16 protein-coding genes are annotated in these 17,632 nt (G+C 72.5%); 5 read left to right on the top strand and 11 right to left on the bottom strand.

Translation table 11 applies throughout. The features are described from left to right. Positions 1–13: 13 nt before the first annotated feature. The 3 genes from EFE23_RS08150 to fdxA all read right to left on the bottom strand — a co-directional run bounded on the left by EFE23_RS08150 (position 14) and on the right by fdxA (position 2,521). The gene (locus EFE23_RS08150) at positions 14–1,024 is read right to left on the bottom strand and encodes a prephenate dehydrogenase (protein ID WP_123240324.1); all 1,011 of its coding nucleotides are present in this window, start codon (positions 1,022–1,024) and stop codon (positions 14–16) included. 67 nt (positions 1,025–1,091) lie between these two features. Beyond that, positions 1,092–2,198, bottom strand: coding sequence for a succinyldiaminopimelate transaminase (gene dapC / locus EFE23_RS08145; RefSeq protein ID WP_123240323.1), 1,107 nt, complete (start codon positions 2,196–2,198; stop codon positions 1,092–1,094). After that, positions 2,195–2,521 carry a ferredoxin gene (gene fdxA / locus EFE23_RS08140; protein WP_123240289.1) on the bottom strand — a complete coding sequence of 109 codons (327 nt, stop codon included), beginning with the start codon at positions 2,519–2,521 and terminating at the stop codon, positions 2,195–2,197. The genes dapC and fdxA overlap by 4 nt, the downstream gene beginning before the upstream one ends. A gap of 79 nt (positions 2,522–2,600) precedes the next feature. On the opposite strand from fdxA, the gene EFE23_RS08135 reads away from it, so the two are divergent. Beyond that, the gene (locus tag EFE23_RS08135) at positions 2,601–3,560 is read left to right on the top strand and encodes a GNAT family N-acetyltransferase (protein ID WP_123240288.1); all 960 of its coding nucleotides are present in this window, start codon (positions 2,601–2,603) and stop codon (positions 3,558–3,560) included. A 3-nt stretch (positions 3,561–3,563) separates the two neighbouring features. On the opposite strand, the gene EFE23_RS08130 is transcribed toward EFE23_RS08135, so the two are convergent. The 3 genes from EFE23_RS08130 to mshB all read right to left on the bottom strand — a co-directional run bounded on the left by EFE23_RS08130 (position 3,564) and on the right by mshB (position 5,523). Beyond that, on the bottom strand, positions 3,564–4,028 hold the full coding sequence (locus EFE23_RS08130) for a hypothetical protein (protein WP_123240287.1): 465 nt from the start codon (positions 4,026–4,028) through the stop codon (positions 3,564–3,566). Positions 4,029–4,111: 83 nt separating this feature from the next. Continuing rightward, positions 4,112–4,585 carry a hypothetical protein gene (locus EFE23_RS08125; RefSeq protein WP_199736968.1) on the bottom strand — a complete coding sequence of 158 codons (474 nt, stop codon included), beginning with the start codon at positions 4,583–4,585 and terminating at the stop codon, positions 4,112–4,114. A gap of 17 nt (positions 4,586–4,602) precedes the next feature. Further along, complete coding sequence (mshB, locus tag EFE23_RS08120; protein ID WP_199736967.1) at positions 4,603–5,523, bottom strand: N-acetyl-1-D-myo-inositol-2-amino-2-deoxy-alpha-D-glucopyranoside deacetylase; 921 nt, start codon at positions 5,521–5,523, stop codon at positions 4,603–4,605. A gap of 86 nt (positions 5,524–5,609) precedes the next feature. Between mshB and EFE23_RS08115 the strand changes: the two genes are divergently transcribed. After that, entirely contained in the window at positions 5,610–7,754 is a 2,145-nt protein-coding gene (locus EFE23_RS08115; protein WP_123240284.1) for a S9 family peptidase, read from the top strand. 86 nt (positions 7,755–7,840) lie between these two features. Here the strand turns inward: EFE23_RS08115 and EFE23_RS08110 are convergent, their stop codons facing one another. From EFE23_RS08110 to EFE23_RS08090, 5 genes are all read right to left on the bottom strand, one after another. Further along, entirely contained in the window at positions 7,841–9,418 is a 1,578-nt protein-coding gene (locus EFE23_RS08110) for an ABC transporter substrate-binding protein (protein WP_233600915.1), read from the bottom strand. A 264-nt stretch (positions 9,419–9,682) separates the two neighbouring features. Then, complete coding sequence (locus EFE23_RS08105) at positions 9,683–10,669, bottom strand: ABC transporter permease (RefSeq protein WP_123240283.1); 987 nt, start codon at positions 10,667–10,669, stop codon at positions 9,683–9,685. A gap of 9 nt (positions 10,670–10,678) precedes the next feature. Continuing rightward, entirely contained in the window at positions 10,679–11,692 is a 1,014-nt protein-coding gene (locus EFE23_RS08100; RefSeq protein ID WP_123240282.1) for an ABC transporter permease, read from the bottom strand. After that, complete coding sequence (locus EFE23_RS08095) at positions 11,689–12,687, bottom strand: ABC transporter ATP-binding protein (protein ID WP_123240281.1); 999 nt, start codon at positions 12,685–12,687, stop codon at positions 11,689–11,691. Before EFE23_RS08095 ends, EFE23_RS08100 begins: the two co-directional genes overlap by 4 nt. Then, positions 12,684–13,787: an ABC transporter ATP-binding protein gene (locus tag EFE23_RS08090; protein ID WP_123240280.1), complete on the bottom strand. Its 1,104-nt coding sequence runs from the start codon at positions 13,785–13,787 to the stop codon at positions 12,684–12,686. The genes EFE23_RS08095 and EFE23_RS08090 overlap by 4 nt, the downstream gene beginning before the upstream one ends. A gap of 238 nt (positions 13,788–14,025) precedes the next feature. Between EFE23_RS08090 and EFE23_RS08085 the strand changes: the two genes are divergently transcribed. From EFE23_RS08085 to EFE23_RS08075, 3 genes are read left to right on the top strand one after another with little or no spacing between them, the layout of a single operon-like run. Continuing rightward, on the top strand, positions 14,026–14,574 hold the full coding sequence (locus tag EFE23_RS08085; protein WP_123240322.1) for a Uma2 family endonuclease: 549 nt from the start codon (positions 14,026–14,028) through the stop codon (positions 14,572–14,574). 34 nt (positions 14,575–14,608) lie between these two features. Beyond that, entirely contained in the window at positions 14,609–16,045 is a 1,437-nt protein-coding gene (locus tag EFE23_RS08080; RefSeq protein WP_123240279.1) for a TldD/PmbA family protein, read from the top strand. Further along, positions 16,042–17,439, top strand: a complete 1,398-nt coding sequence (locus EFE23_RS08075; RefSeq protein ID WP_123240278.1) for a TldD/PmbA family protein — start codon at positions 16,042–16,044, stop codon at positions 17,437–17,439. Before EFE23_RS08080 ends, EFE23_RS08075 begins: the two co-directional genes overlap by 4 nt. The last annotated feature ends 193 nt before the right edge of the window (positions 17,440–17,632 follow it).

The following is a 17,632-nucleotide window of genomic DNA, read 5'->3' as shown; positions in this document are numbered from 1 at the left end:
CCGCTCGCCCGGCTCAGGCGGGATCGGGCGTGTGCGGCAGCTGCCCGGTGTACGTGACCGCGCCGCCGGCCGTCCGGCAGCCGGTGAGGTGGCCGCCGGCCGCCCCCAGCGCGCGCAGGTAGTCCAACTCCCCCGCGTGGTCGGCGGGGGCCGGGAACTCCCGCTGGTGGGTGTCGAAGCGCCGCTCCCCCAGCGTGGCGCGGGCGGCCCGCCCCTCGGCCAACCGGTCGGTCAGCGTGCCGGCGTCAGCGGCCCGCAGCGCGTCGGCGAGTTCGTCGAGCATCGCCCGGACCGACGCCAGGCCGCTGAGCACCCGGTCCCGGTTGCCGAGCAGCATGTTGGCGGTGCGTTGCGGCGGGCCACCGGCCACCCGGGTGCCGTCGGTGAAGCTGCCCGCGGCGAGGGAGAGCACGGCGTCACGCAGCGTCGACCGCTGCACCGCCCCGGCCAGCGCGCCGGCCAACAGATGCGGCACGTGCGAGCTGAGGGCGGCCGCCGCGTCGTGCTCTGGCGCGGACATCGGCACCACCCGGGCCTCGAACACCTCGATGAGCAGCGCCGCGAGCCGGCGGAAGGAGGCCAGCCCGTTGGGCCCCGGGCAGAGCACCCAGGCGGCGCCGACGAGCAGCCCCGGGTCGGCCGCCGCCGGTCCGGCCCGGTCCGCGCCGGCCATCGGGTGGCCGGGGACGAAGCGGTGGCCCAGGCCCGAGGCGGTGGCGGTGGCGGCGACCTCGGCCTTGGTGCTGCCCACGTCGGTGAGCACGCAGTGTTCCGGGGTGGCGGCGGCGACCCGGGCCAGCATCCCCGACAGGGTGGGCAGCGGACCGCAGAGGAACACCGCGTCCCGGCCCGTGACCGCCGCCTCGACGGCGTCCGGGCAGGCGACACCCCACCGGCGCACGTGCCCCCGGGCGACCGGGTCCGGGTCCCACCCGGTCACGTCGAGCCCGGCGTCACGCAGCCGCAGCAGCAGCGAACCGCCGATCAGCCCGGTGCCGACCACCGCGGCGCGGACGCCCGCCACCGGCGGGTCGACGGTGGGCGGTGCGTCCCGTCCGGTCCGGCCATCGGTCACCGCCGCCGCCCGAGGATCAGTCGCGCAGCCGGTCGGCGACCGCGGCGACGTGCTCGTCGGACTCGGTCAGCGCCACCCGGACGTGCCGGGCGCCCGCCGGGCCGTAGAAGACCCCGGCGGCCACCAGGATGCCCCGCCGGGCCAGCCAGTCGACGGTCTCCCAGCAGTCCTCGTCGCGGGTCAGCCAGAGGTAGAGCCCGGCCTCGGAGTGCTCGACGGTGAAGCCGGCGCCGGTGAACGCGGCGCGGAGGCGCTCGCGCCGGGCCCGGTAGCGCTCCCGCTGCTCGTCGGCGTGCGCCTGGTCGCCGAGCGCGGCCACCATGGCGGCCTGCACCGGGGCGGGCACGATCATGCCGGCGTGCTTGCGGATCTTGAGCAGCTCGGCGACCAGCGCCGGGTCCCCGGCCACGAAGCCGGCCCGGTAGCCGGCCAGGTTGGAGCGCTTGGAGAGCGAGTGCACCGCCAGCACGCCCTCGTACGACCCGCCGCAGACCTCGGTCGACAGGACCGAGACCGGCTCGGCGTCCCAGCCCAGCGGCAGGTAGCACTCGTCGCTGGCGACCACCGCACCGCGCTCGCGCGCCCAGTCGACCACCTTGCGCAGGTGGGCGGCGGGCAGCACCCGGCCGGTCGGGTTGCCGGGCGAGTTGACCCAGACCAGCCGGACCCGGGGGTCCGGCCCGAGCGCGGTCAGCGAGTCGGCGCGCACCACGGTGGCGCCGGCCAGCCGGGCCCCGTCCTCGTAGGTCGGGTAGGCGATGGACGGCACCACGACGATGTCACCGGGGCCGAGGCCGAGCAGCGTGGGCAACCAGGCCACCAGCTCCTTGGAGCCGATGGTCGGCAGCACGCCAAGCCCGTCGACGCCCGCGCCGCAGGCCCGGGCCACCCACGCCGCGATGGCGTCCCGCAGCGCGGGGGTGCCGGCGGTCAGCGGGTAGCCCGGGGCGTTGGACGCGTCGGCCAGCGCCTGCCGGATCATCGGGGGGACCGGGTCGACCGGCGTACCCATCGAGAGGTTGATCAGACCACCCGGGTGCGCCGCGGCCGTCGCCGCGGCGGCGTCCAGGGTGTCCCAGGTGAAGTCGGGCAGCCGCGACGAGACCGGCGCGCGCCGGTTCAGTGGCCCTCTCCGCGCGGCGGCTGGGCGGCCACGAACGGCGCGTCCTTCTCCACCTTGCCGATCTTGGAGGCGCCACCGGGGGAACCCAGATCCTCGAAGAACTCGTAGTTCGCCCCGGTGTAGTCCTTCCACTGCTCCGGGACGTCGTCCTCGTAGAAGATCGCTTCGACCGGGCAGACCGGCTCACAGGCACCGCAGTCGACGCACTCGTCGGGGTGGATGTAGAGCATCCGGTTGCCTTCGTAGATGCAGTCGACCGGGCACTCCTCGATGCATGCCTTGTCGAGCACGTCCACGCAGGGCTCGGCGATGATGTAGGTCACCGGTCTTCTCCTCCGCAAGACTCGTCGCGATCACCGCGACCGGTAAGAGCCTAGTATCTCGGCGGGGAGGAGGTCGATCGTGCTCCGACAGCAGGACGTGGGACACCGGATCGTGGTCCGCCGAATTGTGGGGATTCGCGAAGGCCGGCCGCTGTTCACGGACGCCCTCGGTGATCTCATCGAGCTGAGCGAGAGCCACATCACTCTCGCCACCGACAGGGGTCGGCTCCGGGTCCCGATAGGGGAGATCCACCGGGCCCGGCGGGTGCCGGCGGCGCGCCGGCCCACGGCCGGCGCGGTGGTCGCCCTCGAACTCGCCGCCGACGAGGCCTGGCCCGCGCCGGTACGCGGGCAGCTCGGCGACTGGCTGCTGCGCAGCGCGGACGGCTGGACCGGCCGGGCCAACTCGGCGCTGCCGGTCGGTGACCCGGACCGCCCACTGGCCGCTGCGATCGACGCGGTGCAGCGGTGGTACGCCGAGCGTGGCCAGCCGGCCATGGTGAACACGCCACTTCCGCTCGCCGCGCCGGTCGGCGCCGAACTGGACGCGCGGGGCTGGGCCGCCCGGCCGCCGGTGCTGGTGCAGGCCGCGCCGCTGGCCGCGCTGCCGCCCGCGCCGGCCGGACGGACCGACCAGCCGCCGGTCGAGCTGGCCGGCGCGCCCTCCGAGGACTGGCTCGGGATCGCCGCCGGCCGCAAGGGCGGCCTGCCGGACGCCGCCCGGCACGTGCTCACCGCCGTGGAGCAGGTCCGCTTCGCCAGCGTGCACGCCGACGGCCGACTGGTCGCCGTCGGCCGCGGCACGGTGACCGGGCAGGGGCGCTGGCTCGGCCTGACCCTGATCGAGGTGCTGCCGGAGGCCCGCCGGCAGGGACTGGCCGACCGGGTGATCCGCGCCCTGGTCGACTGGGCCCGCGCCGAGGGCGCCACGCACGCCTTCCTCCAGGTCGAGCAGCGCAACACGCCCGCCGTGGCGCTCTACCGCGGCCTGGGCTTCACCACCCACCACACCTACCTGACCCGGGTCGCCCCGGTCTGACCGTCAGCGGCGGACCACCTTGCGCGGCTTGGCGGCCTTCAGCTCGGCGTACCGCTTGAGCTGCTGGGAACGGTGGTCGCGGCCGAGCGCGGTGAGGGTCAGGAAGCCCACCAGCACACCGGCCGCGGTGGCCGCCAGGTAGAGCCAGATCTGGGCGAAGAAGAACCCCGCGCCGTTGGCGAACGGGCTCTCGCCGACCAGCAGCGGACCGACGAACACGGTCAGGGCGAGCGCCACCGCGACGGCGGCGGTCAGGTCGGCGGCCCACCACCCGACCGGGCGGTCCCGGCCCCAGCGGAAGGCGAGCACGGCGAGGATCAGGCCGATCACCACGAACATCAGCAGGGTGATCCGGTCGGTCGCGGTGTCGTCGTCCGGGAAGACGAACCTGTTCACCAGCCGCGCCGCCACGTTGACCAAGAACAGCGCCGCCGCCAGCACGCCGATCGCGCGCCACCGCTCCTTCATCGCACGCCTCCCGCCGTCCGCCCGCCCCCACGGCAGGCTCCTGGCAGGAATATCTACCACCGCTACCTGTGCGCCGTCTGCCCTCAACCGACGGGCGGCGGGGCCACGAGTTGCCGGAAGCCGAGCACCGCGAAGGTGACCGCGCCCGCGACCACCAGAGCCAGGCCCAGGACGTTGTCGCCGGTGAGCGCGAGATCCCCCTCGGTGGTCCGGAAACCACCGGCGACGATCACCACGAACCAGGGCACGGCGGCCAGCGCCACCGCCCAGCGGGCCCCGACAGCGGCGTACGCGAACCAGCCCAGCAGAACGGTCAGCGCGACCACGCCGCCGGCCCCGCCCACCGCACCCGAGATGCCCACGACGGCCTTCGACACCCCGCCCGGCCGGCCCTTGACCAGCTCCCAGGCCCCGGTGGCGAAGATCAGCTCCAGCACCGCGGCGAGCACCCCCGCCCAGACCACCACCACGCCGCCGGCGATCCGCAGCGCGACGTCGAGCGCCCGCGACGACCGCTCGGGCGGCACGGCGGGCTGCTGCTCGGGGGCGACCGACATCGGTACGGCCGGCAGCGTCACCGGAGACCGGCCGCGACCGGGGACCGGTCCGGCCCGTCCAGCGCCAGCCCGGCGAAGAGGTCGTCCTCCCAGCCGTACGGGCCGTTGCCGGGGCCCTTCTCGCCGACCGCGAGGGTGAAGTACTCCACACCCATGAACTCCGCGCCGAAGTTGCCGGCGATCGAGTAGAGCCAGGAGTCGGCCGGGATCTGGGTGGCGTGCGCCCGCATCGCCGCCTCCTTGGCGGCGTGCTGCTCGGTGGCGTCGACCCGCGCGGCGATCTCCGGGTCGGGGGTGCCGAAGGGCAGCTCGTCCACGCTCTCGATGCCGGCGAAGGGGTTGTCCGTGGACTCCACGAAGTGGTTCAGCCCCGCCTCCAGCACGCTGCGCGGCATCGCCGTCCAGTAGACCTTGGCCGGGGCGATGCCCTCGGCGTCGGCCAGTTCCACGGCCCGCATCGCCACGCGGTGCGCCTGGATGTGGTCGGGGTGGCCGTAGAAGCCGTTCGGGTCGTAGGTGACCAGGACCTGCGGGCGGACCTCCCGGATGATCTCCACCAGGTGGCCGGCGGCCTCGTCGAGGTCGGCCTGCCAGAAGGCCCGCGGGTGCTCGTTGGTGACCAGGCCCATCATGCCCGAGTCGCGGTAGCGGCCGGCCCCGCCGAGGAAGCGGTGGTCGGTGACGCCGAGCGCGGCACAGGCGGCGGCCAGCTCGCCGATCCGGTAGCCACCGAGCTGGTCGGCCTCGGCCGCCGCGAGCTGCGCCAGCGCCGGTACGTGGATCTCGCCCTCCTCGCCCAGCGTGCAGGTCACCAGGGTGACGTGGGCGCCGGTGGCGACGTAGTGGGCCATCGTCGCGCCGGTGCCGATGGACTCGTCGTCGGGGTGCGCGTGGACCAGCAGGAGGCGTCGATCGGGCAGCGTCGTCACGACCGTCACTCTAACCGGCGGTCCTGTCCCGCCAAGGTTTACGCGTCCGTGCAGGTCGGCCACATCACGCCCGGCGCGCGCCTAACATCCGAGGCGTGGACTTTCCCGAGCTGGCCGCCCGTACCCGTCGGTTCAGCCACGGGGCGCCGCGCGCCGTCTCCGTCGCCGACGACGGCTCCCGGGTGATCTTCCTGCGCTCCGCCGGACCGGCGGATCCCGCCGACGCGCTCTGGCTGCTGGACGTCGCCTCCGGCGAGGAGCGGCTGGTGGCCGACCCGGCGGTGCTGCTGGGCTCGGACGGTGACCCGACCGTGCTGTCGCCGGGTGAGCGGGCGCTCCGCGAGCGGCTGCGCCTGGCGTCGGCCGGCATCGGCTCGTACGCGCTGGACGCGGCCGGCCGGGTGGCCGCGTTCGCGCTGGCCGGCCGGCTGTTCCGGGCCGACCTGGTGCACGGCGACGTGGTCGAGGTGACCGCCGTCGGTCCGGTGATCGACCCGCGCCCGGACCCGACCGGCGAGCGGCTGGCCTACGTCACCGACGCCGCCGAGGGGGTCCGCCGGGGCCAGCTGCGGGTGGTCGAGCCGGACGGCACGGACAACCTCCTCGCCGGGGAGGACAGCGGCGTGACCTGGGGGCTCGCCGAGCACATCGCGGCGGAGGAGTTCCACCGGTACCGGGGCTACTGGTGGGCGCCGGACGGACGCTCGGTGCTGGCCGCCCGGGTGGACGAGTCACGGCTGATCCGGTGGCACCTGCACGACCCGGCGGACCCGGAGAGCCCGCCGGCGACCGTCGCGTACCCCCGGGCGGGCGGACCGAACGCGGAGGTCAGCCTGCACCTGCTGGACCTCGACGGCGGCTGGGTCGACGTGCACTGGGACCGGGAGACCTACCCGTACCTGACCTCGGTCGACTGGGCGGACGGCGGGCCGCTGATCACCGTGCTGCGCCGGTCGCAGCAGCACGGCCTGGTGCTCGCCGTGGACCCGCGTACCGGGGAGACCCAGGTGCACGCCGAGCTGGCCGACCCGCGCTGGGTGGAGCCGATCCCGGGCACCCCGGCCCACCTGCCGGACGGCCGGGTGCTGGTCGGCGGCGAGCTGGCCCACGACGGGTACGACGCCCGCTGCCTGTTCGCCGACGGCACGCTGCTCACCCCGCCCTCGCTCTACGTGCGCCGGGTGGTGGGACGCCTGCCCGCCGGGCCGAACGGCCCGGCGGACCTGCTGGTGGAGGCGAGCGAGGGCGAGCCGAGCCAGCGGCACCTCTACCGGGTCCGGACGGTGATCGGCGGCGGGGTGGACGCCCGGCGGATGGGCAGCGATCCGGGCTGGCACACCGCCGCGATCGGCGGCGCCACCCTGGTGGTCGGGACGGCCTCGCTGGAGCACCCCGGCACCCGCTGGCAGGTGTGGCACGGCGACCGGGAGGTGGGCGAGCTGCGCTCGCTGGCGGCGAACCCGCCGTACGCGCCCCGGCCGATGCTGGTCCGGGTGACCGACCGCCGGCTGCCGAGCGCCGTGCTCTACCCCGGCGAGCACGTGAAGGGCACGAAGCTGCCGGTGCTGCTGGACATCTACGGCGGGCCGGGGCACCAGGAGGTGGTCGCCGCGCGGGCCGCCTGGCTGGAGCGGCAGTGGTGGGCCGACCAGGGCTTCGCGGTGGTGACCATCGACAACCGGGGCACCCCGGGGATCGCCCCGTCGTTCGAGAAGGCGATCCACCGGCGGGTGGCCGACGTGATCCTCACCGACCAGGTGGACGCCCTGACCGCGCTCGCCGGCAAGCACCCGGACCTGGACCTCGGGCGGGTGGCGGTGCGGGGCTGGTCGTTCGGTGGCTGGCTGGCCGGGCTGGCGGTGCTGCGGCACCCGGAGCTGTTCCGCTGCGCGATCGTCGGCGCCCCGGTCACCGACTGGACCCTGTACGACACCGCGTACAGCGAGCGGTACCTGGGGATGCCGGACGACGGGATGGACGTGTACGCCCACCACTCGCTGGTGGAGCTGGCCGCCGAGCCGGTCGGCGACCCGGCGCAGGCCCGGCCGATGCTGCTGGTGCACGGCCTGGTCGACGACAACGTGGTGGCCGCGCACACGCTGCGGCTGTCGGCGGCGCTGCTGGCGGCCGGACGGCCGCACGCGGTGCTGCCGCTGACCGGGGCCAGTCACATGGCCGCCGGCGGGGTCGCCGAGCGGCTGCTCCGGCTGGAGCTGGACTTCCTCCGCCGGCACTTGTAAGGAAGGGCCCCCTGTTAACGCCTGGCGTAGTAAAGGGGCCCCTTCTTAACGCCTGGCGTCAGGAAGGGGCCCCTGCTTTCAAGCGGTTACTGCTTGGCGTACGCGTTCACGAAGGACACGTTGCCGAAGATGCTCTCGATGAAGAGGCCACCGGCCTTGGAGCCGTACAGGTTGAAGGACACGTCCACATAGAGCGGCACCGCCGGGGCGACCTCCTCCATGATCTTCTTGTCCAGCTTGGCCCACTCGGGCGCCTGGGCGGCCGGGTCCATCGCCAGCACCCGGTCGAACTCGGCGTTGATCGCGTCGTTGTTCATGTACGACGTGTTGCTGTTGCCCGCGGCCTTGATGCCGCGCCCGTCGAAGAGGACCGGCAGGACCGCCGCGCCGCTGGGCCAGTCAGCCGCCCACGAGTCGAGGTAGATGTCCCACGCGTTGTTCTTCGACTTGACGTCGTCCAGGTAGGAGTCCGCGGGGGTCGTCTTCACCGTGATCTTGAAGCCGGCCTTCTCCAGGTTGTTCTTCAGCTGGGTGCCGAGCCGCTGGTTCAGGTCGTCGTCCCGCACGGCGAGCACCAGCGGGACCTCCTTGCCGCCGAGCAACTCCTTGGCCTTGTCCGGGTTGCCGTTCGGGCCGGCCGGGTAGACGTCCGACTTCTCGTAGCCGAGGGTGGCCGGCGGCAGCAGCGTGGTCAGCGGCGACGCGACGGCCTCGCCGCCGAGCGCCTTGATCAGGCCGTCCCGGTCGATCGCGTAGTTGAGCGCCTGGCGCACCTTGAGGTCGGTGACCCGCTGGGTGTTGATGGTGAGCCGGTTGGCGCTCGGCGTGGGCGAGAGCAGTGAGCGGCTCTTCAGCGCCGCGTCACCGAGCACCCGCGAGATCAGCGAGGCGGGCACCGTGTTGAAGGCGACCGCGCTCTGGTCCGGGCCGTTGTCGGCGATCATCCGGTTGGCCTGCGCGTCCGGGGTGGTGCCGAACGACCAGACGAACTTGTCCGGGTACTGGTGGCGCACCGGGTCGGTCTTCGGGTCCCACTGGTCGTTGCGCTCCAGCACCACCTCGACGCCCGGCGTCAGCTTCGTGATCTTGTACGGGCCGGAGGCGAACGGCTGGTTGTCCACGTTGACGCCGGTGTCCTTGTCCGGCGGCAGGGGCGCGGTGGCCGGCAGCGACGCGGCGAAGGGCAGATCGCAGTGCGCCTTCTTGAACTCGAACCGCAGGGTCTTGTCGTCCGGCGTGGTCAGCCCCGGGGGCAGGGAGCCCTTGTTGGCCTTGAAGTTCCAGGCGGTGTCGTACTGCGCGGTGTCGGCCAGCCACTCCTGGATGTAGGTGGGGCCGCCGGTGAGGTCGGGGTTGAACGAGCGGGCGATGCCGTACGCGATCTCCTTGCTGGTGATCGGCCGGCCGTCCTCGAACTTCAGCCCGTCCTTGATCTTGAATTCCCAGACCTTGCAGTCGTTGTTGACGTTCGTGCCCGGCGTCTCGGCAAGGTCACCGACGAGGGTCAGCTTGCCCTTGCCGTCGTCCTTCCACGTGGTCAGGTAACGGGCGTACAGCGGGGCGGCCATCAGCCCGGCGAAGGAGTAGACCCGCTGCGGGTCCAGGTGCGAGATCTGCGTTTCGCGCAGGATGGTGAAGGTGCCACCCTTGGTCGCCCCCGGCACCTCGGCCGCGGGCCGAGCGAGTCCTTGGGGTCGGTAGCGATGACCCCGGTGGTCTGCCGGTTGTTGTCCACGTCCGTCTTGGTGCCGGTGTTCTTGCTGCACGCGCCCAGTGCCAACGCCAAGGCGACGGCACTGCCCGCGGCAGCGACCACTCTGGCTCTCATGATTCCGTTCCTTCCGATCTTCCAATATGAAGGAAAGCTTCGCCTAGTAGCCCACGAAGGTAAATTTCAATCGAATAACGGGCCGACAACAATCCCCCGATCACCCGAGCCGGACGCGCGGATCGATCGCCGCGTAGAGCAGGTCCACCACGATGTTCGCCAGCACGATGAAGAACGCGGAGATCAACACCGTGGCCATGATGGTCGGCAGGTCACCGAGCCGGACGGCATCCACCGCCGTCCGCCCCAGACCCCGGATGCCGAATGTGGTCTCGGTGATGACCGTGCCACCCAACGCCGAGCCGAGATCCAGCCCGGCGATCGTCACCATCGGGGTGATCGCCGCGCGCAGCGCGTGCCGGCCGTACACCTTCCCCTTGGCCAGTCCCTTCGCCCGGGCGGTGCGGACGAAGTCCTCCGACAGCGTCTCCAGCATCTGCGCCCGGGACAGCCGGGTGTAGATGGCGGAGAAGAGGAAGGCCAACGACCACCAGGCCAGCACGAGGCCGCTGGCCCACTTGAGCGGGTCGTCGAATATCGACGTGTAGCCCGGCGTCGGCAGGATGTGCAGGGTGTAGACGAAGACGAGCTGGAGCACCGCGCCCACGAAGTAGAGCTGCAGCGAGGCGCCGGTGAGGGAGAAACCGACCGACAGCCGGTCCAGCACGGTGCCCTTGCGTAACGCGGAGACCATGCCGAGGCCGACGCCGAGGACGAGCCAGATGACCGCCGCCGGGATGACGATGCTCAGGGTCACCGGCAGCACCCGGGCGAACGTGTCGCTGACCGCCTCGCTGTTGACGTACGAGTAGCCCAGGCACGGCGCGTCGCACTGCCCGCCCTGCGCACTGCCCAGATCCCGGCCGACGAAGATGCCCTTCATGTAGTTGACGTACTGCTCGGGCTTGGGGTCGTTGAGGCCCAACTCGTCGCGGACCCGCTCCAGCCGCTCGGTGTTGCAGTTCTTCGGGCACATCCCGGTGACCGGGTCGGCGGGCAGCGCGAAGAACATCAGGAACGCGACGATGCTGACCGCGGTCAGGGTGAGCACCGCGGTGAGGATGCGCTTGATCAGGAATCGCACCATGTCACACCTCTAGCGGGACGACTTCGGGTCGAGCGCGTCACGCAGCGCGTCACCGAACAGGTTGAAGGCGAAGACGAGGACGAAGATCGCGACGCCGGGGAAGAAGAGGTACGCGGGATCGGTCTGCATGAAGTCGATGCTCTTGAAGATCATGGCACCGAAGTCGGGGGTCGGGTCGACCATGCCGACGCCGAGGAAGGAGAGGGCGGCCTCGCTGGTGATGTACGCCGGCAGCGCCAGCGAGAAGGAGACCAGGATCGGGGCCCAGATGTTCGGCAGCAGCTGCCGGAACGCCATGTGCAGCAGCCCCGCACCGCTGGCCCGGGCCGCCTCGACGAACTCCCGCTCGCGCAGCGAGATCACCTGGCCGCGTACCAACCGGGCGGTCGCCGTCCAACCGAAGGCCGCGAAGATGCCGATGATCACGGTCATCTTGAACCAGTCCGGCGGGTTGTCCCGCGGACCGTAGAACCGCAGCGCCGCGGTCGGCACCACCGCCAGCGCGAAGATCAGGTACGGCAGGGCCAGCGTGAAGTCGATGATCCACCCGATCACCGCGTCCACCCAGCCGCCCAGGTAGCCGGCGACGACGCCCAGCACGACGCCGGTGCCCGCGGTGATGACCGCGGCGACGAAGGCGATGAGGAGCGAGGTACGGATCCCGTAGACCAGCCGGATGAAGATGTCCCGGCCCAGTTGCGGCTCCAGGCCGAACCAGTGCTCGCCGGAGATCCCGCCCGCGTAACCGAGCGGCATGCCCGCCCCGTCGAGCTGGCCCTGGAACTGCTGGTACGGCCCGACCCCGTACAGCCGCTCGATGAGCGGTGCGGCGAGCGCGATGACGAGGAAGAGCACCACCGTCACGCCGCTGATCATCGCGGTACGGTCGCGCCGCAGCCGGGCCCAGGCGAGCTGCCCGGGCGAACGGCCGACGAACTCCTTCGCCGCCGCCTCCGGCACCGCGTCACCGGGCGCCTGGGGCCCCTCGGTCAGCGCCGCCTCGTCAATTGGTGACAGGCTCATCGCGTCCCCCCATCACTGTCCTGACCGTCGGGCCCCGGGAAGTGGCAGGCGACCGCCTGCACCCCGCCGTCCCGCGGCACCAGCGCCGGCTCATCGGTGGCGCAGCGCTCCTGCGCCTTCCAGCACCGGGTACGGAACCGGCAGCCCGACGGCGGGTTGAGCGGGGTCGGGACGTCACCCACCAGCCGGATCCGCCCGGAGGAGTCGGTCTGCGTCACGTCGGGCACCGCGGAGAGCAGCGCCCGGGTGTAGGGGTGCTGCGGTCGTTCGTAGATGTCGTCGCGGTCGCCGATCTCGACGATCTTGCCGAGGTACATGACGGCGACGCGGTGGCAGAAGTGCCGGATCACGGCGAGGTCGTGGGCGATGAACACGAACGCCAGGTCGAGGTCGCGTTGCAGCTCGCGGAGCAGGTTGATGACCTGGGCCTGGATGGAGACGTCCAGGGCGGAGACGGGTTCGTCGGCGACGATCAGCTTGGGGCGCAGGGCCAGGGCGCGGGCGATGCCGATGCGTTGGCGTTGCCCGCCGGAGAACTCGTGCGGGTAGCGGTTGTAGTGCTCGGGGTTCAGTCCGACCAGTTCCAGCAGTTCTTGGACGCGCTTCTTGATGCCGCCGGGTGGGGTGATCCGGTTGACCTGCAGCGGCATGGCCACGATCCGGCCGACGGTGTGGCGGGGGTTCAGCGAGGCGTACGGGTCCTGGAAGATGATCTGCAGGTCCTGCCGCAACGGCCGCAGCTCGCGGCGGCGGGCGTGGGTGATGTCCCGCCCGGCGAACTCGATCGACCCGGCGGTGGGTTCCAGCAGGCGGACCAGCATCCGCCCGGTGGTGGTCTTCCCGCAGCCGGACTCCCCGACCAGGCCCAACGTCTCGCCCGGGCGGACGTCGAAGTCGACGCCGTCGACCGCCCGCACCGCCCCGCTGGCGCGGAACCCGTCCCGAACCGGGAAATGCTTGGTCAGCCCCCGCACCGTCAACAGTGCTTCGGTCATCGGGCGACTCCCACCTGGGCGATGTCCTGCTGGTAGAGCCGGGTGCGCTCGTCGGCCGGCAGGTGGCAGGCGACCAGATGGCCGGCCTCCCCCGCCGAGCGCAGTTCGGGCACCACCGTGCGGGAGCGGTCGCCGTTGCGGCCCGCGTACCGGCAACGCGGGTGGAACGCACACCCCGACGGCAGATTGATCAACGACGGCGGGTTCCCCTTGATCGGCACCAGGTCCGCGTCGGCGTCACCGTGCAACGACGGCACGCTCGACAACAACCCCCACGTGTACGGATGCTGCGGCCGCCGCAACACCTGCGCCACACTCCCCCGCTCCACCGCCCGACCCCCGTACATGACCAGCACGTCGTCGGCCACCTGCGACACCACACCCAGGTCATGCGTGATCAGGATGATCGCCGAGTGGAACTCGGCCTGCAGATCCGCGAGCAGGTCCAGGATCTGCGCCTGCACCGTCACATCCAACGCCGTCGTCGGCTCATCGGCGATCACCAGATCCGGATCGTTGACCAACGCCATCGCGATCATCGCCCGCTGCCGCATCCCACCGGAGAACTCATGCGGATACTGCTCGTACCGCTTCCCCGGCTGCGGAATCCCCACCCGCCCGAGCATGTCCACCGCCCGGTTACGGGCCTCCCGCTTCCCGGCCTTCGGATGATGCACCCGGTACGCCTCAGCGATCTGCCTACCCACCGTGTAATACGGATGCAACGCCGACAACGGATCCTGAAAGATCATCGCCATGTCCCGGCCACGCAGCCGCCGCACCTCCTCCTCCGGGAGGCCGACCAACTGGCGGCCGCCCACGGAGATCTCCCCCGAGATGGTGGCCCGCTTGGCGTTGTGCAAACCCAGGATCGCCAACGACGTGACGCTCTTACCCGAGCCCGACTCCCCCACGATCCCCAGGGTGCGACCACGCTCCACCGAGAACGACACCCCGTCCACGGCCCGGACCAGGCCGTCCTCGGTGTCGAACCGCACCCGCAGATCCCTGACCTGCAGATAGGGGTCCTCGCCGGAGCGCTGCTCCGGCACTTCGGGGCGGTCCGGCTCCCCGGACGGCACCGACTCCGATCTGCCCATGACCGCCTCCCCCTCGGTGACGAAGAGAACCTACAGGAAACTTCTCGAGGCGAAAATAAGCTACAAACGGCGGCCTGTCAGCGGCCCCAGCGTAACGACTCGGTTTCCGACCTGAACAGTCCTCACCTGGACATTCGCGCCCGTGACTGGACGTCCTCGCCGCGTCGTCGCACGTGAGGTGCGACCATGGTCCCGGCGACCACGGGAGGATTCCCGCCGGCACGAGGTGGAGGTGACCATGACCGCGGCGGTGTTCGGCCACGACGGCCCGTGGACCGAAGAGGAGTACCTCGCCCTCGGCGAGACGCAGCAGCGCGTCGAACTCTTCGACGGGAGTCTTCACGTGACGCCAGCCCCCACGCCACGGCACCAGCGGATCTCACGCAAGCTCGGCAACGTTCTCGAGGCGGCCGCCGAAGCCGTGCGGTTGGAGCTGCTGGAGGCGGTGAACGTGCGACTCCGGCCTGGCCGCGTCCCCATTCCCGACCTCGTCATCACCGAGCAGGTCGACCTCGACGAACTCATCATCGAAGCGGATGCGGTCCGGCTGGTCTGCGAGATCATCTCGCCGAGCAACGCCGCCACCGACAAGGTGCTGAAGATGCACTACTACGCCGCCGCCGGCATCGAGTGGTACCTGCTCGTCGAGCAGGAGACCCTGACCATGCACCTCTACCAGCGGCAGGGCGCGCACTACGTCGAGCGGTCCGTCACGAAGGCGGGCGCGGCGCTGGAGCTCACCGAACCGGTCCGCGCCACGATCCGGCCGGAGGAGCTGCTCGGCTGACGAGTGTCGGTCGGCTCGCCTAGGGTCGGTGGGCATGACGGAGTTCGACGCGGCCACCGCTGCCGTCCAGGCCGCCCTCGACGCGGGAGCCCGGTACGCGGACGCCCGGGTGATGCACCGCCGCTACGAGTCGATGTCGGCGCGCAACGGCGACATCGAGGAGCTGACCCAGGACGAGAGCATCGGGCTGGGCGTCCGGGCGCTGGTCGGGTCCAGTTGGGGCTTTCACGCCGTACCCGAGCTGTCGGAGGCCGCGGCCCGCGAGGCCGGCCGGCGCGCCGCGGCGACCGCCACCGCGAGCGCGCGGGTCCCCGGCCCGGCGGTCGACCTGGTCCCGGTCGAGGCCACGGTGGCGAGCTGGGCTTCCGGCTGCGAGGTGGATCCGCTCGGCGTGCCCCTCTCCGACAAGGGTGACCTGCTGGTCCGCGCCACGGAGACGATGCGGGCGCACGGCGCCGACCTGGCCGAGGGGCTCTACCAGATCTGGGACACCGCCAAGTGGTTCGTCTCCAGCGAGGGCCACCGGATCGACCAGCGGATCCGGGAGTGCGGCGGGGGCATCTCGGCCACCTCGATCGGCGACGGCGAGACGCAGCGCCGGTCCTGGCCGAGCTACCGCGGGCAGTACGGCACCACCGGCTGGGAGCTGGTCGACTCGCTCGACCTGGCCGGGCACGCCGCCCGGATCGCCGAGGAGTCCCGGGAGCTGCTCACCGCCCCGGAGTGCCCGGCCGGCGAGACCGACCTCATCCTCGGCGGCGAGCAGCTCGCCCTCCAGATCCACGAGTCGGTCGGGCACGCCATCGAGCTGGACCGGATCCTCGGCTGGGAGGCCGCCTTCGCCGGCACATCCTGGCTGGACCTGACCCGGCTCGGCTCGCTGCGCTACGGCTCCGACCTGATGAACATCACCATCGACCCGACCATCCCCGGCGCGCTGGGCAGCTTCGGCTTCGACGACGAGGGCTCCCCCGCGGTCCGCCGGGACGCGGTCCGCGCCGGCCGCTGGGTGGGGGTGCTCGCCGGCCGTGACTCGGCCGCCGTCGCCGGTCTCGGCTACGGCGGCAGCGTACGGGCCGACGGCTGGGCCCGGCTGCCGATGGTGCGGATGACCAACGTGGGCCTGGAACCCGGTCCGCACACCCTCGACGAGATCATCGACGCCACCGACGACGGGGTGCTGATGGACGTCAACCGCTCCTGGTCGATCGACGACAAGCGGCTCAACTTCCAGTTCGGCTGCGAGATCGGCTGGGAGGTGAAGAAGGGCCGGCGGGGGCGGATGCTGCGCAACCCCACGTACACCGGGATCGGCCCGGTCTTCTGGCGGTCGATGGACATGCTCTCGTCGGAGATCGTCCCCTGGGGCACACCGAACTGCGGGAAGGGGCAGCCGGGCCAGGTCGGGCACACCGGCCACCCGGCCGCCCCGGCCCGCTTCCGCGACGTACGGGTGGGGGTGCGGGCATGAGCGCCGAGCGGGACCTGGCCGGCCGGGTGGTGGAACTGGTCCGCCGGATCGCCGGGCCGCAGGCCCAGGCCGAGGTGGTGGTGACCCGGTCCGACCTGGCGCTGGCCCGGTTCGCCAACTCGTTCATCCACCAGAACGTCGCCGAGTCGGGCACCACGGTCCGGTTGCGGTTGCACACCGACGGGCGGACCGCGGCGGGCAGCGGCAGCCTGGTGGACACCGACGGGCTGACCGCGCTGGTCGAGCGGACCCGGACGGCCGCCCGGCTCGCCCCGCCCGACCCGGCCTGGCCGGGGCTCACCCCGCCCGCACCGGTGCCGGCGGACGGCATCTTCGACGAGGCCACCGCGTACGCCTCGCCGGACGAGCGGGCCGCCCGGGTCCGCGCCTTCGTGGACGCGGCCGGCGGGCTGGAGGCGGCCGGCTACTGCCGGACGGCGTACCGGTCCGGGGCGTTCGCCAATTCGGCCGGGCAGTCGGCGGTGGGGCGGACGGCCGAGGCGGCGATGGACGGCATCGCCCGCACCGGCGGGTCGGACGGGGTGGCCCGGCTCTGCGCGGACCGGCTCGCCGACATCGACGGCGCGGCGCTCGGCGCCCGGGCCGCGGCGAAGGCGCGGGCCGCGGCCGACCCGGTGGAGCTGCCGCCGGGGCGGTACGAGGTGGTGCTCGAACCGGCCGCCGTCGCCGACCTCCTGCAGAACCTGGCCTGGTACGGCTTCAACGGCAAGCGGTACGCCGAACGGCAGTCCTTCGCCGAGCCGGGCGCCGCCCAGTTCGACCCGGCGGTGACCCTGGTGGACGACCCGCTGCACGCCTCCGGGCTGCCGTACGACCTGGAGGGCACGCCACGCCGGGCGTTGCCGCTGGTCGAGGCGGGCACCACCCGGGGGGTGGCGCAGGACCGGCGCAGCGGCGCCGAGGCGGGCACGGGGTCGACCGGGCACGGGATGCTCGGCGGGTCGACCTTCGGCCCGATCCCGCGCAACCTGCGCCTGCTGCCCGCCGACGGCGGGACCGGCGTGGCCGCCGGCGCGGTGACCGGCGGGGTCAGCGGGGCGGTCGCCGACCCGGACACGGCGGCGCTGGTCGCCGGGATGACGCGGGGACTGCTGGTCACCGATTTCTGGTACACCCGGGTGCTGGACCCGAAGCGCCTGGTCATCACCGGGCTGACCCGCAACGGGGTCTGGCTGGTCGAGGACGGCGTGCCGACCCGCGCGGTGCGCGACTTCCGGTTCACCGAGTCCTACCCCCGCGCCCTGGGCCCCGGCGGGGTGCTCGGCCTGGGCCGGACCCCGGTGCGCCAGCCGGACCGGGTCGACGGCGCCTGGTGGGAGGCGCCGCCGCTGCGCCTGGCGTCGTGGAACTTCACCGGCGGCGCGTCCGGCTGAGCCCGCCCGGCGAATATTGATCATGCTCCGGGTCTTTCCAAGTCCCGGGACACACGGGACACTGCGTTGCGCGGCCGGGCCGCGAAGATCGGCGTAACGTGTGTCATTTAGCTGCGCCGGTTCGCCGGCGCGGCCGCATGCGTGCGCACGACGTGGCAGTGGACGCGGTCTGACCGGTCCGCTGACCGGCATG

The sequence above is a fragment of the Micromonospora solifontis genome, from assembly GCF_003725545.1.
Taxonomy (GTDB): domain Bacteria; phylum Actinomycetota; class Actinomycetes; order Mycobacteriales; family Micromonosporaceae; genus Micromonospora; species Micromonospora solifontis.
This window is presented reverse-complemented; position numbering and strand designations above follow the sequence as displayed.